Below are 13,594 nucleotides of genomic sequence, written 5' to 3' on the forward strand. Positions count from 1 at the left end.
TTGGTGGTGGCCGTTCCCTAGATGCCTGTACCCGGTGGTGGCCGTAGCCCCTGTGGTCGGCTGTGCCGGGTGGTGGCCGTAGTCCCGGTGGTCGGCTGAACCCTGCGGTGGTCGTACCCCATGGGGGCTGAACCCTGCGGTGGCCGTTCGAGCGAGGGTGGCCGTTCGAGCGTGCGTTCAGCGGGTCTTCGGCTTGGGGCCCTTGGGCATCCGCACGTTGCGGGGCATCGGGCCCTTGGGCATCTGCATCTTCTGCGGCAGTGCGCGGAGGCGGTCGTTCAGCTCCATCACCTGCGCCTTGTTGAGGTTGCGGGGGAGCTTCATCAGGTGCCGCTGCAGCTTGCCGACGGGGATCTGGCCCTCGTCCTCGCCGACCTGCAGGTCGTAGATCGGGACCTGCTGGGCGGCCCGGGAGATGCGCTTCTTCTCCGCGCCGAGCAGCGGCCCCACCCGGCCGGCCGGGCCCTCGGAGACCAGGATCACACCCGGGCGACCGACCACCCGGTGCACCATGTCCAGGCTGCGGTTGCCCGCCACCGCCTCGGTCACCGTCCAGTTGCCGCGCATCGACTTCAGGACGGCGGCGGCCGCCCCGGGCTGCCCGGCGATCATCTTGTACTGGGCGCGCTGGGCCATCTGACCGAACACGATCATCCCGACCAGCGCCGCGAACAGCACGCCCAGCGGGATGAAGAGCCACGGCGGGCCGAAGACCAGACCGGCCGCCACGAACAGCGCCAGGGTGCCGAGCGCGGCGCCGATGACGATCGGGAGGGCCTTCGGGTCCGCCTGCCGCAGGACCCCGACGATCATGCGGATCTGCTGGAGGCGGCCGGAGCGCTTCCCGGTTTCCGTGGCGTTGTTCGACATGCCCACCAGGATAGTCACCTCCGGCCCGCCGCCCGACAGGACCGTACGCCCCGGGCGGGGTCGTCCGGGATCAGTCGCCCGTCGTCGCGCCCCGCGCCTCGACGGCCTGGCGGTAGAGCCGGCCCGCGCGGTAGCTCGAGCGCACCAGCGGCCCGGACATCGCCCCGGCGAAGCCGATCTCCTCGGCCTCCTGCTGAAGCTCGACGAACTCCTCCGGCTTCACCCAGCGCTCCACCGGGTGGTGGCGCGGGGTCGGCCGCAGGTACTGGGTGATGGTCACCAGCTCGCAGCCCGCCGCGTGCAGGTCGCGCAGCGCCTCCGAGACCTCCTCGCGGGTCTCGCCCATGCCGAGGATCAGGTTGGACTTGGTGACCAGCCCCGCCTCCCGGGCCATGGTGATCACCTCCAGCGACCGCTCGTACCGGAACGCCGGGCGGATGCGCTTGAAGATGCGCGGCACCGTCTCGACGTTGTGCGCGAGCACCTCGGGCCGCGACCCGAAGACCTCGGCCAGCAGCGACGGCACCGCGTTGAAGTCGGGGATCAGCAGCTCCACGCCGCAGCCGGGGATCTCCTCGTGGATCCGCCGCACCGTCTCGGCGTACAGCCAGGAGCCCTGGTCGGGCAGGTCGTCGCGGGCCACCCCGGTCACCGTCGCGTACTTCAGGCCCATCGTGGCCACCGACTCCGCCACCCGGCGCGGCTCGTCGGGGTCGTAGGCGGCGGGCCGGCCGGTGTCGATCTGGCAGAAGTCGCAGCGTCGCGTGCACTGGTCGCCGCCGATCAGGAACGTGGCCTCGCGGTCCTCCCAGCATTCGTAGATGTTGGGACAGCCGGCCTCCTGGCACACCGTGTGCAGACCCTCGTTCTTCACCAGTGAGGTGAGCTCGCGGTACTGCGGGCCCATCTTCAGCCTGGTCTTGATCCACGGAGGCTTGCGCTCGATCGGCGTCTCGCTGTTCCGGGCTTCTATGCGAAGGAGCCTTCGCCCCTCGGGGGTCACCGCAGTCACCTCTCCAATGTACGTGCTGATCGCGACCGGCATCCGTTCCGCACGCCCGGATGGGGCCTCGGTAACGATTCGGCCGCGACGATGCGAAATCACGGGCCAGATTCGGGTGTTCCGCCCGACCGGCCCCGTCGATCTCTCTAAGGTGACTCCCTGTTGCCGAGTGGAGTCTCTACAGAGGAGCCGAGTCGTGGGCCTCGCGATGTCGTACCTCAGGCTGCCGCCATCGCTCGAGGGCGAGCGGGATCCGGGCCGGATCGCCGCGCTGGTGTTCGGCGCGCGGGACTGGCGGCGTCGCCATCCGGCCGACCGGGTCCTCGACGTGGGCGGCGCCTGGCAGGCGCTGCACTATCTGATCACCGGGGACCCCTGGGACGGCCGTCCGCCGGAGTCCGACATCGTGTGCGGCGGCCGGCTGCTCACCGAGGACGGAGCGGACGCCCCCGGCGGGCTCGGCTTCGACGTGATCTACCTGGAACCCGAACGCGTCCGGCCCGCCGCCGAGCACCTGACGGCCACCCCGTTCGACCGGATCGCCGAACGGTTCGACCTGCCCGTGATGGTCGCCGCCGAGGTCCAGGACGCGAAGCTGATGGACCCGGGGGCGCGCGACCGGGTGCTTCGCCCGTCCTATGAGCGGCTCACCCGGCTGTTCGCGTCCGCGGCCGCCGAGGGGCAGGCCGTGTTCAAGGCGATGGCGCCCCAGGACTCCTGACCCCGGGGCGCCCGTTCACCTCAGCCGTTCAACTGGGCGAGGGTGCGGTGGTAGGTCTCCCGCACCCCGAGCACCTCGGCGAGGTGCCGCTCCGCCAGCGGGAGGACCTCCTGGACGGGCACCCGCCGGCCCAGCTCCTCGCTGAGCGACGTGGAGCCCACGTCGCGGATGCCGCACGGGACGATGCGGTCGAACCATGACATGTCGCAGTCGCAGTTGAGCATGAAGCCGTGCATGGTGACGCCGCGCGAGACCCGGACCCCGATCGAGCCGATCTTGCGGTCGGGCGAACCCGGCACCCACAGCCCGCGCCGGCCCTCGACGGTCTCCGTCCGCAGGCCGAGGTCGGCGCAGACCCGCGTCATCATGGTCTCCAGCTTGTGCACGTAGGAGATCACGTCGACCGGGTCCGGCAGCTTGACGATCGGGTAGCCGGTGAGCTGGCCGGGACCGTGCCAGGTGATGTTGCCGCCGCGGTCCACGTCGATCACCGGCGCGCCCGGGTCGGTCAGCGGACGGTCCAGCGGGCCGGTGCGCTTGCCCGCGGTGTAGACCGGCCGGTGCTCCAGCAGCAGCGCGGTGTCCGGGATCTCGCCGGCCGCGCGCCGGTCCTGCGTGCGCCGCTGCAGGTCCCAGGCGTCCTCGTAGGGGACGGCCTGGTCACCGAACCCCACGTGCACGATGACCAGGTCGCCGATGTCCGCGGCCGACCCGGTGTCGTCTGCTTCGAGTAGGTCTGTCACGGGACAAGCCTACGTCCGGGCGCGTCGCCCGGCCCGGGCATCGCCGCCGAAGTCACAGGTCCGACAGCATGCGCGGCTCGATCGTCGTCTCCTTGACGGCGCCGGCGCCGTTCGGCTCGATGCTGTAGGCGCGGCCCTCCTCGCGGTACGAGACCGCCTGGACGAACTCGGTGCCCACGTAGTGCAGCCCGACACCCTCGTCGGCCGCGTACCCGGACGGCAGCGCCCCCTCCGCGATCAGCCGCTGCAGCAGGGGCCTGCGCTGCTCGTCGCTGTCGTAGTGGACGCCGCACGAGTACGGCAGGAAGCCCAGCCCGTCGGTGAGCGGACGCAGGTCCGGCCCGAAGGAGTCGGTGTTGCCGCCCACGTGCCAGCACAGCGCCCCGGCGCTCTGCCCGGCCAGGACCACGCCCTCGTACCACGCCTCGCGCAGGACCTCGTCCAGACCGTGCAGCCGCCACAGCGCCAGCAGGTTGGCCACGCTGCCGCCGAACACGTACACCAGGTCCTGGCTCAGCAGATGCGACCGGATGTCGGCGACGTTGGGCATGGGGAACAGCGCCAGATGGCTGGTCTCCACGTCGAGGCCGGACAGCGCGGAGTACCCCCGCGCGACGTACTCGGCGCCGTCGCCCAGCGCGGTGCCCAGGAGGCAGACGCGGGGCCGGTCCTCGCCGGTCAGGTCGAGCGCGTATCGCAGGAGCGGGCTCGGCGTGAGCCCCTCCCGGCCGTTCGGGAGGAACGTGCCCCCGCCGATAGCGAGAATGTGCGGCTGGCCATCGGTGCTCATGTCGCCTTACCTCCCCGTTCGTCTGCCACCTGTCAGTTACGGTAAGGCCACGGAGAGCGCCGACTCGCGACTTTACAGAACCTTGACGTCACCTGACGGCCAGTTCCTTGGACAGCGCGGCGTCCAGGTCGGGCAGGGCGAAGGGGAAGCCCGCCTCGGTCAACCGCCGCGGCAGGACCCGCTGGCTGATGAAGACGCCCTCGTCGGCGAAGCCCCCGGCGGCGAGCCGCACCGCGAACCGCGGCACGACCCAGGGCGCGGGCCGCCGCACCGCCCGGGCGACCGCCCTGGTGAAGTCGGCGTTGGTGACCGGGCGCGGCGCGGTCAGGTTGACCGGTCCGGACAGGTCGCCCTCGATGAGGAGGCGCAGGGCGGCGATCTGGTCGGTGAGCGAGATCCAGCTCACCCAGTGTCGGCCGCGTCCCATCCGGCCGCCGAGGCCGAATCGGAACAGCGGCAGCAGGGTGCCCAGCATCCCGCCCGCGCCGGCCAGCACCACGCCGGTGCGGGGGAGCGCGACCCGGATGCCGGCGTCGGCGGCGGGCCCCGCGGCGGCCTCCCAGTCGGCGACGACCTGCGCGAGGAAGCCGCCGCCCTGCGGGGCCTCCTCGTCGACGTCACGGCCGCCGGTGTCGCCGTAGTAGCCGATCGCCGAACCGCAGACCAGCACGGCGGGCTTGGCCGACAGCCCGGCCAGGGCGGTCGCCAGCGTGGCCGTCCCGGCGACGCGGCTCTCCCGGATCTCCCGCTTGTACCTCTCGGTCCAGCGTTTGTCGCCCACTCCGGCGCCCGCGAGGTGCACGACCGCGTCGACACCCTCCAGGGCGTCGACGTCGACGTCGCCTCCCGGCCGCCAGCGGGCCTCTCCCGGCCCGCGGGGCTCCCGCCGTACGAGGCGCAGCACCTGATGGCCGTCGCCTTCCAGGCTGGTCGTCAGCGCGCCGCCGATGAGCCCGGACGCCCCGGTGATCGCCACTTTCACGGGATCACCCTAGGGGACCCGCCGCGCGACGACGGGACCCCGGCCGCTTCCGGTCGGAAGCCGCCGGGGTCCCGGTGGTGCCGCGAGGGTCAGAGGCCCAGCTCGGCCTCGAAGTCGCCGCCCTCGAGCCGCTGCTTGATCGTGGTGAGGAAGCGGGCCGCGTCGGCGCCGTCGACCAGGCGGTGGTCGTAGGTCAGCGCCAGGTAGACCATCGACCGCACCGCGATGACCTCGCCCAGGTCCGGGTCGTCGATGACGGCCGGGCGCTTGACGACCGCGCCCGTGCCGAGCATGCCGACCTGCGGCTGGTTGAGGATCGGGGTGTCGAACAGCGCGCCCCGGCTGCCGGTGTTGGTCAGCGTGAACGTGCCGCCCGCCAGCTCGTCCGGGTTCACCTTGTTGGTGCGGGTGCGCTCGGCGAGGTCGGCGATCCGCTGCGCCAGCCCGGCCAGGTTGAGCTGGCCGGCGTTGTGGATGACCGGCACCATGAGGCCCCGCTCGGGCACGTCCACGGCGATGGAGAGGTTCTCCACGTCGTGGTAGGTGACCTCGTCGGTCTCGCTGTTGATCACCGCGTTGAGCTTGGGGTGGATCTTCAGGGCCTCCACCGTCGCCTGCGCGAAGAACGGCAGGAACGACAGCTTGACACCCTCGCGGGCGGCGAAGTCGGCCTTGGCCCGGTCCCGCAGCCGCGCGATCCGGGTGATGTCCACCTCGACCACGGTGGTCAACTGCGCGGAGACCTGCAGCGACTCGGTCATCCGGCGGGCGATGGTCTGCCGGATCCGCGACATCTTCTCGGTCTTGCCGCGCACCTGCTGGGCCTCGGCGGAGGGCACCACCGGCGCCGGGGCGGGCCGGGCCGGGGCCGCGGCCTGCGCCGGGGCCTGCTGCGGGGTCGGGGTGACGGTGGCGGCCTGCTGCGCCCGTCGGGCCGCCTCGGTCTCCTTGGCGCGGGCGGCCTCCAGCACGTCCTGCTTGCGGATCCGGCCGCCGACACCCGTGCCGTTGACCTCCGACAGGTCCACGCCGTGCTCGGTGGCCAGCTTGCGGACCAGCGGAGTCACGTACGGGCCCTCACCGGCGGGGGCCGGCGCCTCCGCGGGCCGGGGCGCGGCCTGCGGCGCGGGGGCCGGGGCCTGCGGCTGCGGAGCGGGGACCGGCGCGGCGGGCGGCGGCGCGGGCTGCGCCGGCGGCGGCCACGAGGCGGGCGGCGGGGCCTGCTGCGCCGGCGGCTCCGGCGCGGGCGGCGCCTCCTGCGGGGCGGCCGGCGCGGCGGGCGTCCCGCCGGCCCCCGCCTCGTCCTCGGAGGAGATGACGGCCAGTTCGGCGCCGACCTCGACGGTCTCGTCCTCGGCGACGGTGATGCTGGTCAGGATGCCCGACGCGGGCGAAGGGATCTCGGTGTCGACCTTGTCGGTCGAGACTTCGAGAAGCGGCTCGTCCGTCGTGACGTGCTCACCCTCCTTCTTCAGCCAGCGGGTGACGGTGCCCTCGGTGACGCTCTCGCCGAGCTGGGGCATGGTGACGGAGACCGGCATGGCTCTCAGCGACTCCTTCGAATATCGTGCGGGCGGATCAGCCGTGCACGTGCAGTGGCTTGCCGGCGAGCGCCAGGTGTGCCTCGCCGACCGCTTCGGATTGGGTCGGGTGGGGATGGATGAGCTGGGCGACCTCGGACGGGAGGGCCTCCCAGTTGTAGATGAGCTGGCCCTCCGTGATCATCTCGCCGACGCGGGCGCCCACCATGTGGATGCCGAGCACCCGGCCCTCCTTCTCCGCGATCACCTTGACCTCGCCCTGCGTGCCCAGGATCTTGCTCTTGGGGTTGCCGGCCAGATCGTAGGCGACCTGGGTGATCTCGTACCCGCGCTGCGCGGCCTGGGCCGTGGTGAGGCCCACCGAGGCCACCTCGGGGTCGGAGTAGGTGATGCGGGGCACGCCGTCGTAGTCGATGGGCGCGGGCGACAGCCCGGCCAACCGCTCGGCGACCAGGATGCCCTCGGCGAACCCGACGTGCGCGAGCTGCGGGGTCGCGATGAGGTCGCCCACGGCGCTGATGGAGGGGACGGCGGTGCGGCAGTACTCGTCCACCTTGACGAACCCGCGCTCCAGCTCGACCCCGGCGTCCTCCAGGCCGATCCCGTCGGACACGGGCCCGCGCCCGACGGCCACCAGCAGCAGCTCCGCGGCGATCGTCGCGCCGCCCTCCAGGGTGACGGTGACGCCGCCGTCGGCGCGCTCGACGCCCTCGAACCGCGCGCCCAGCTCGAACTTGATGCCGCGCTTGCGGAAGGCCCGCTCCAGCCGCTTGGAGCTGGTCTCCTCCTCCAGCGGGAGCAGGTGGGGGAGGGCCTCGACGATGGTGACCTCGGCGCCGAACGAGCGCCAGAGGGAGGCGAACTCCACGCCGATCACGCCGCCGCCCAGGACCACCACCGAGGACGGCACCCGGTCCAGCACCAGCGCGTGGTCGCTGGAGATCACCCGCTCGCCGTCGATGTCCAGGCCCGGCAGGGACCGGGGCGCGGAGCCGGTGGCCAGCACGATGTGCCGGCCCTCGAGGACCTCGTCGCCGACCCGCACGGAGGTGGGGCCGACCAGCCGGCCCTCGCCCTCCACGATCGTGATGCCCTTGGACTTGATCAGCCCGGTGAGCCCCTTGACGGTGGTGGAGACGACCTTGTCCTTGTACGCCTGCACACCGGCGACGTCCACGCCCTCGAAGGTCGCCTTCACGCCGAAGGTCGCGGCCTCGCGGGTCTGGTCGGCGACCTCCGCGGCGTGCAGCAGGGCCTTGGTCGGGATGCACCCGCGGTTGAGGCAGGTGCCGCCGAGCCTGTCGCGCTCGATGAGGGCGACCGTCATCCCCAGCTCCACGGCCCGCAGAGCACAGGCGTATCCGCCGCTGCCACCACCCAGGACGACGATGTCGAAGGGGCCGCTGTCGACCAACTGAACGCTCCTTGTCGTGCGTTGCTCATGCCGCGCCGGGACGTTACCCCCGTCGCGGGGAAATCTTTTCATTTTTTCGCGCCGTCGTGCCGTCTTACACGGCGATCTGCGTCACAACGCCCCGGCCGCCACGTCCTCCGCGAGCTGCACGAGCGTGCGCGTCGCGGCGCCGGTGCCGCCCTTGGGGGTGTAGCCGTACGGCTCGCCCTTGTTGAACGCCGGGCCCGCGATGTCCAGGTGTCCCCACTTGACACGCTCGGGAACGAACTCCGCGAGGAACACGCCGGCGACCAGCATCCCGCCCCAACGATCGCCGCTGATGTTGGCGATGTCGGCGACCGCCGAGTCGAGGCCCTTGCGCATCTCCGGCGGGAGCGGCATCGGCCAGGACGGCTCCCCGGCGCGGTCGGCGGCCGAGACCACCTTCGCGCGCACGTCGTCGTCGTTGGCCATCACCCCGGCGGTGCGGGTGCCCAGCGCGACCAACTGCGCGCCGGTCAGCGTGGCGACGTCCACGAGCAGGTCGGGGGAGTCCTCGCCGGCGCGCACCAGCGCGTCGGCCAGCACCAACCGGCCCTCGGCGTCGGTGTTGAGGACCTCGACGGTCTTGCCGCCGTACATGGTGAGGACGTCGGAGGGGCGCTGGGCGGTGCCGCTGGGCATGTTCTCCGCCAGCGGCAGGTAGCCGATCACGTTGACCCTGGGCTTGAGCGCGGCGATGGCGTGCAGCGCGCCGAACACGGCGCCCGCGCCGCCCATGTCGGACTTCATCCAGTCCATGGCCTCCGCCGGCTTGAGCGACAGGCCCCCGGTGTCGAAGGTGATGCCCTTGCCGACGTACACCACGGTCTTGTCGGCCTCGGGGTGGCTGTAGGACAGCCGCACCAGGCGCGGCGGGTTGGCCGAGCCCTGCCCGACCCCGACGATGCCGCCGTAGCCGCCGTCGGCCAGCGCCTTCTCGTCGAGGACCTCCACGCCGAGACCGACCTCGCCGCCCACCCGGGCGGCGATCTGCGCGAAGTCCTCGGGCGACAGGTCCGACGGCGGCGTGTTGACCAGGTCGCGGACCAGCGTGATCGAGGCGGCCAGCGTCTCGGCCCGGGCGAGCGCGTCGGCGCCGCCCTCGGCGGCGGACAACACGGTCAGCTCGGCGACCGGCTCCTTGCGCTCTCCGGTGCGGTAGCGGCCGAAGGAGTAGTTGCCCAGCAGCGCGCCCAGCGCCACCGCGCCCACCTCCTCGGCGGAACCCGCGGGCAGCGCCAGGGCGACCCTGCCGGACCCGGCCAGGGCCCGCACCGCGGCGCCCGCCGCCCGGCGCAGCGCCTCGGCGTCGACGGCGTCGCCGAGCCCGGCGGCCACCAGGACCGGCGCGGGGAGGCCGCCCAGCGTGGGAAGCTTGGTGATCTCACCGGCCGCGCCGGTGGCGCCCACGGACTTCAGCGCGGCGGCCAGCCGGCCGTCGAGGGCCTGCTCGAGGTCCTGCGCCCCCTCGGCCGCGCGGAGGCCGGGACCGGACGGTCCGCCGGTGTCGTCGGGGACGATCCCGATCACGATCGCGTCGACTTCCAGGGCCGACGGTGCTGCGCTGTCCAGGCTGATGGTCGTCACGTAAGCCGATGCTAGTCCCCCGGCTGACCGCTTTCGCCCTTTTGGATCAAGCCTTACCGCGTGGCGGGGCGCAGCGGGGACGGGCCCTCCGCGCGGTGAGCCGCGTGGTCAGCGCACGGCCAGGACGATCAGGGAGGTCGTCGCGGCGATCTCGGCCAGCGCCCCGAGCACGTCCCCGGTGACGCCGCCCAGTCGGCGGACGGCGCGTCGCAGGGTCAGCAGCGCGGCCCCGACGCCGAGCAGGACCGCGAGCCCGCCCGACACCGCCCCCTGCACGCCGTCCACCGCCGCGCCGCAGGCGGCCGCCGCCGTCAACGTCACCACCGTCACCAATGCGGCACCGGCGGGTCGCACCGTTCCGGCGACCAGCGCGCCGAGCCCGTCCTGCCGGGCCGCCGGAACGCCCGCGCGGCAGGCCCAGGGGAAGGCGAGCCGGGCGGTCACCGCCGCGACCGCCACCGCGAACGCCCCATGCTCGCTCTCGGCCAGCGCGGCGGCCTGCACGAGGAGCACGAGCAGCAGGGTGACGACGCCGAACGGCCCGATGTCGGAGCGCTTCATGACCTCCAGGGCCCCCTCGGCGGGCCGCCCGCTCCCCAGCCCGTCGGCCAGATCGGCCAGCCCGTCCAAATGCAGCGCCCGGGTGAGGACGGCCATCGCCCCGAGCGCGAGGACGGCCCGCAGCAGCCCGCCGAGCCCGAGCAGGTCGCCGGCGACCATCACCAGCGCCCCCGTCCCGCCCACCACGAGCCCCACGACGGGCGCCAGCACCATGGCCCGACCGCCGACGACCCGATCGACCCGCCCGACCGGCACCCGGATGACCGTCAGCAGACTGAACGCCAGCCGAACCCCGTCGATCACCGGACCACCTCCCGTACGCCTTCGGCCACGGGCCCCATGGCCTCGTCGCGCGTTCGGCCGCGTGTCCTACGGCGTGGGCGCGCGGCGCGGCGCGGCCGCCGGCTGGGTGGTCGCAAGGTCTCGGGCCGGGGGAACGTCGGCTGCGTCCGCCCGCTCACGAGGGTGTCGCCAGCACGCGTCCGGCGACGATGAGGGCCGTCTCCTCGGACTCCGCCGCCAGGCGTTGGTTGAGGGTGCCGAGCAGGTCGCCGTACAGGCGGCCGGCTCGGGTGGTCGGTATGAGGGAGAGGCCGACCTCGTCGGTGACCGCGACCACGTGCGCCTCGGTGGAACGCCACGCCGCGACGAGGTCGTCCAGTGCCGGTCGTACGGCGTCGGGGTCGTCCCAGGCGCCGGCGGCGTCCATGACCGAGGCCAGCCAGGAGCCGATGCCGTCGATCAGCAGGGCGCCGGGTCCCGAACGCAGGATGGGGGCCACGTCGGTGGTCTCCTCGGTGGTCCACCAGTGCGGGCGTCGTGAGCGGTGGGCGTCGACGCGGGCCTTCCACTCCGGGTCGTTCCGCGTGAAGGCGGCGGTCGCGACGTAGGTGACGCTCGGGTGGGACAGCAGGCGCAGCTCCGCCTCCGCCGACTTGCCCGAACGCGAGCCGCCCAGCAGCAGGGTCCGGTACGTGCTCTCGGACGGTCGTGCCCACCGGGCGAGGCGGCGACCCAGTTCGGCGGGGGAGGCGATGCGGTGGTCGTTGTGGACGGAGAGGACCCGGGTGGCGGCCGTGACCGCCCCTCGGTGGCGCAACCACCCGAGGTGTTCGGGATGCCCGATCAGGTCGAGGAGGACGGCGTCGTACGTCACATCCGACGCCGGCTCGGGGCACGCACCGGGCCCCTCCGAGACCAGGATCCGACCCCCGCCGGAGGGCCGTACGTCGTACCCGCCGGGGACCTCCGAACGCGGCAGTTCCCCCAAGGGCACACCGTCCACCAGCACACGCGTCGGCTCGAACGCGACACCCGCCGTCCGCAGCCCGTTGCAGGAGGCACAGCGGCAGCCGGGTTCGGGCCAGCCGTGGGGACCGGCGGTGCCCGGCAGTTCGATGTGCATGTCGCGTCGCACTCTACGGGCACGGGCGCCCACCGGGGCCTCGGCGGCGGCTAGTCTCACCTCCGACAAGGGAGGTCGAGCTTTCCATGCCGTGGAGCTGGCGTTTGCAGGGCAGCGACGGAAGCACCGTCACCGTGCCCGGTCTGCCCGAGGAGACGTTCACCACCCAGGCCGACGCGGAGACGTGGCTGGGAGTGAACTGGCGTGAGCTGCGGGCGGGCGGGGTCGAGCGGGTGGCCCTCCTGGAGGACGACGCCGTCGTCTACCCGATGAGCCTGCTCGACCCCGAGTGAGCCCGGGGGTGGTCAGGGGCGCTTGCTGGGGCTGACGGTCTTCGCCGGGTCGCGCACCACGACGGGGCCGAGCACGTCGTCGATGCGCCGCAGCACGTCCGCGTCCAGCTTGACCCCGCTGGCCTTCACGTTGTCGCGGACCTGCTCGGGGCGGGACGCCCCGACGATGGCCGAGGAGACGTTCGGGTTCTGCAGCACCCAGGCCACCGCGAGCTGCGCCATGGTCAGGCCCAGCTCCGCGGCGATCGGCTTGAGGTCCTGCACGCGGGTGAGGACGTCGTCCTTGAGCAGGCCCTTGATGAAGCGGGAGCCGCCGGCCTCGTCGACCGCCCGGGACCCGGCGGGCGGCGCCTGGCCCGGCAGGTACTTGCCGGTCAGCACGCCCTGCGCGATCGGGGACCACACGATCTGGCCGAGGCCCTCCCGCTCCGACAGGGGGACGACCTCCTCCTCGATGACCCGCCACAGCATCGAGTACTGGGGCTGGTTGGAGACGATCCGGTCGAGGCCCATCTCGTCGGCGATCTTCAGGGCCCGGGCGATCTCGTCCGCCCGCCACTCCGAGACGCCCACGTACAGGACCTTCCCCTGCCGTACCAGGTCGTCGAACGCCCGCAGGGTCTCCTCCAGCGGGGTCTCCACGTCGAACCGGTGCGCCTGGTAGAGGTCCACGTAGTCGGTCCGCAGCCGGCGCAGCGAGCCCTCGATCGACTCCATGATGTGCTTGCGCGACAGGCCCCGGTCGTTGCGGCCCGGGGCGGTCGGCCAGAACACCTTGGTGAAGATCTCCAAGCCCTCGCGCCGCTGCCCCTTGAGGGCCCGGCCGAGCACGTCCTCGGCCCGGGTCTCGGCGTAGGCGTCGGCGGTGTCGAAGGTGGTCACGCCCTCGTCGAGGGCCGCGTGCACGCAGGCCACGGCGGCGTCCTCCTCGACCTGGGAGCCGTGGGTCAGCCAGTTTCCGTAGGAGATCTCGCTGACCATGAGGCCGCTGCGGCCGAGGTGTCGAAAGTCCATGCCCCGAACCCTAGCGAGGGGTCCTCAGGCGTCGCCGTCGGTCTCGGCCTTCTTGCCGGGCTTCACCAGCGGCGCCGGCACCCGGAAACGGCGGATCTGCATCGCGCGCACGGCGGCGTACATCCCGACGCCCTTGCGCTCCTCGTCGGGGAACCGCTCGGCGGTCAGCTTCTTGACCCGCGTGCTGATCAGCACGCCCTCCACCAGCACGATGCCCAGCAGCAACGGCGGGGCGATCAGCAGGAGGAGCGCGGTGATCGGCGTCCGCACGAAGCTGAGCAGCACGATCACGAACATGGCGTACATGAGGTACGAGCCCATGGTGCGGCGGCCGTCGACGTAGTCGCGGGCGAAGCGGCGCACCGGGCCCTTGTCGCGCTTGAGCAGGTAGCGCTCGTCGCCCTGCTTCATGCCCTCGCGCGTCTTCACGCGATTCTGCGCCTGCCGCTCGCGGACCTGCTTGTACGCCTCTTTGCGGTCTCGCGGCGCGGTGATGTACTGCTGCCGGCGCTTCTGCGCCTCGCTGCGCTTGGGCGTGGGACGGCCCTTGCCCCCTGGCTTGACCGCCTCTGGGGCCTCCTCGGGGGCGGCGGCCTCGGTACGACGTCGGAACACGTGTTCAGGGTACCGTCCGTCGCCGCCCGACCCG

14 protein-coding genes are annotated in these 13,594 nt (G+C 72.9%); 2 read left to right on the top strand and 12 right to left on the bottom strand.

Going from position 1 to position 13,594, the window contains the following annotated elements; all coding sequences use genetic code 11:
- Positions 1-177: 177 nt before the first annotated feature.
- A complete protein-coding gene (locus DFJ69_RS24585; RefSeq protein WP_116026871.1) occupies positions 178-870 on the bottom strand; it encodes a DUF4191 domain-containing protein in 693 nt (230 codons plus the stop codon).
- A gap of 70 nt (positions 871-940) precedes the next feature.
- Positions 941-1,882 carry a lipoyl synthase gene (gene lipA / locus DFJ69_RS24590; RefSeq protein WP_245974556.1) on the bottom strand — a complete coding sequence of 314 codons (942 nt, stop codon included), beginning with the start codon at positions 1,880-1,882 and terminating at the stop codon, positions 941-943.
- A gap of 187 nt (positions 1,883-2,069) precedes the next feature.
- Here lipA and DFJ69_RS24595 point away from each other — a divergent pair, with 187 nt between their 5' ends.
- Positions 2,070-2,594, top strand: a complete 525-nt coding sequence (locus DFJ69_RS24595; protein WP_116024784.1) for a YfbM family protein — start codon at positions 2,070-2,072, stop codon at positions 2,592-2,594.
- A gap of 20 nt (positions 2,595-2,614) precedes the next feature.
- Here DFJ69_RS24595 and lipB read toward each other — a convergent pair whose 3' ends face one another.
- From lipB to DFJ69_RS24635, 8 genes are all read right to left on the bottom strand, one after another.
- Positions 2,615-3,337 (bottom strand): lipoyl(octanoyl) transferase LipB, encoded by a 723-nt coding sequence (gene lipB / locus DFJ69_RS24600; protein ID WP_211328729.1) that lies wholly within the window; start codon positions 3,335-3,337, stop codon positions 2,615-2,617.
- Positions 3,338-3,389: 52 nt separating this feature from the next.
- Positions 3,390-4,127, bottom strand: a complete 738-nt coding sequence (locus tag DFJ69_RS24605; RefSeq protein ID WP_116024785.1) for a Type 1 glutamine amidotransferase-like domain-containing protein — start codon at positions 4,125-4,127, stop codon at positions 3,390-3,392.
- An 88-nt stretch (positions 4,128-4,215) separates the two neighbouring features.
- Complete coding sequence (locus tag DFJ69_RS24610; RefSeq protein ID WP_116024787.1) at positions 4,216-5,109, bottom strand: TIGR01777 family oxidoreductase; 894 nt, start codon at positions 5,107-5,109, stop codon at positions 4,216-4,218.
- Between the two features lie 89 nt (positions 5,110-5,198).
- A complete protein-coding gene (gene sucB, locus DFJ69_RS24615; protein ID WP_116024789.1) occupies positions 5,199-6,650 on the bottom strand; it encodes a 2-oxoglutarate dehydrogenase, E2 component, dihydrolipoamide succinyltransferase in 1,452 nt (483 codons plus the stop codon).
- 37 nt (positions 6,651-6,687) lie between these two features.
- Positions 6,688-8,064, bottom strand: a complete 1,377-nt coding sequence (gene lpdA, locus DFJ69_RS24620) for a dihydrolipoyl dehydrogenase (RefSeq protein ID WP_245974557.1) — start codon at positions 8,062-8,064, stop codon at positions 6,688-6,690.
- A 111-nt stretch (positions 8,065-8,175) separates the two neighbouring features.
- Positions 8,176-9,672 carry a leucyl aminopeptidase gene (locus DFJ69_RS24625; RefSeq protein ID WP_116024791.1) on the bottom strand — a complete coding sequence of 499 codons (1,497 nt, stop codon included), beginning with the start codon at positions 9,670-9,672 and terminating at the stop codon, positions 8,176-8,178.
- A 108-nt stretch (positions 9,673-9,780) separates the two neighbouring features.
- Positions 9,781-10,536 carry an adenosylcobinamide-GDP ribazoletransferase gene (locus DFJ69_RS24630; RefSeq protein WP_245974558.1) on the bottom strand — a complete coding sequence of 252 codons (756 nt, stop codon included), beginning with the start codon at positions 10,534-10,536 and terminating at the stop codon, positions 9,781-9,783.
- A 154-nt stretch (positions 10,537-10,690) separates the two neighbouring features.
- Positions 10,691-11,638, bottom strand: coding sequence for a bifunctional adenosylcobinamide kinase/adenosylcobinamide-phosphate guanylyltransferase (locus DFJ69_RS24635; protein WP_116024793.1), 948 nt, complete (start codon positions 11,636-11,638; stop codon positions 10,691-10,693).
- 104 nt (positions 11,639-11,742) lie between these two features.
- Here DFJ69_RS24635 and DFJ69_RS24640 point away from each other — a divergent pair, with 104 nt between their 5' ends.
- Positions 11,743-11,931, top strand: coding sequence for a hypothetical protein (locus tag DFJ69_RS24640; RefSeq protein ID WP_425453379.1), 189 nt, complete (start codon positions 11,743-11,745; stop codon positions 11,929-11,931).
- Between the two features lie 12 nt (positions 11,932-11,943).
- Here DFJ69_RS24640 and DFJ69_RS24645 read toward each other — a convergent pair whose 3' ends face one another.
- Positions 11,944-12,945: an aldo/keto reductase family protein gene (locus tag DFJ69_RS24645; RefSeq protein WP_116024796.1), complete on the bottom strand. Its 1,002-nt coding sequence runs from the start codon at positions 12,943-12,945 to the stop codon at positions 11,944-11,946.
- 24 nt (positions 12,946-12,969) lie between these two features.
- Positions 12,970-13,560, bottom strand: coding sequence for a DUF3043 domain-containing protein (locus tag DFJ69_RS24650; RefSeq protein WP_245974559.1), 591 nt, complete (start codon positions 13,558-13,560; stop codon positions 12,970-12,972).
- Positions 13,561-13,594 lie beyond the last annotated feature (34 nt).

Source organism: Thermomonospora umbrina (assembly GCF_003386555.1).
Lineage (GTDB): Bacteria > Actinomycetota > Actinomycetes > Streptosporangiales > Streptosporangiaceae > Thermomonospora > Thermomonospora umbrina.

What these genes read in the sequence shown, in the direction of transcription:
- sucB (WP_116024789.1), bottom strand. Translation starts at nt 6,650, where the DNA reads ATGCCGGTCTCCGTCACCATGCCCCAGCTCGGCGAGAGCGTCACCGAG.
- DFJ69_RS24645 (WP_116024796.1), bottom strand. Translation starts at nt 12,945, where the DNA reads ATGGACTTTCGACACCTCGGCCGCAGCGGCCTCATGGTCAGCGAGATC.
- DFJ69_RS24605 (WP_116024785.1), bottom strand. Translation starts at nt 4,127, where the DNA reads ATGAGCACCGATGGCCAGCCGCACATTCTCGCTATCGGCGGGGGCACG.
- DFJ69_RS24635 (WP_116024793.1), bottom strand. Translation starts at nt 11,638, where the DNA reads ATGCACATCGAACTGCCGGGCACCGCCGGTCCCCACGGCTGGCCCGAA.
- DFJ69_RS24585 (WP_116026871.1), bottom strand. Translation starts at nt 870, where the DNA reads ATGTCGAACAACGCCACGGAAACCGGGAAGCGCTCCGGCCGCCTCCAG.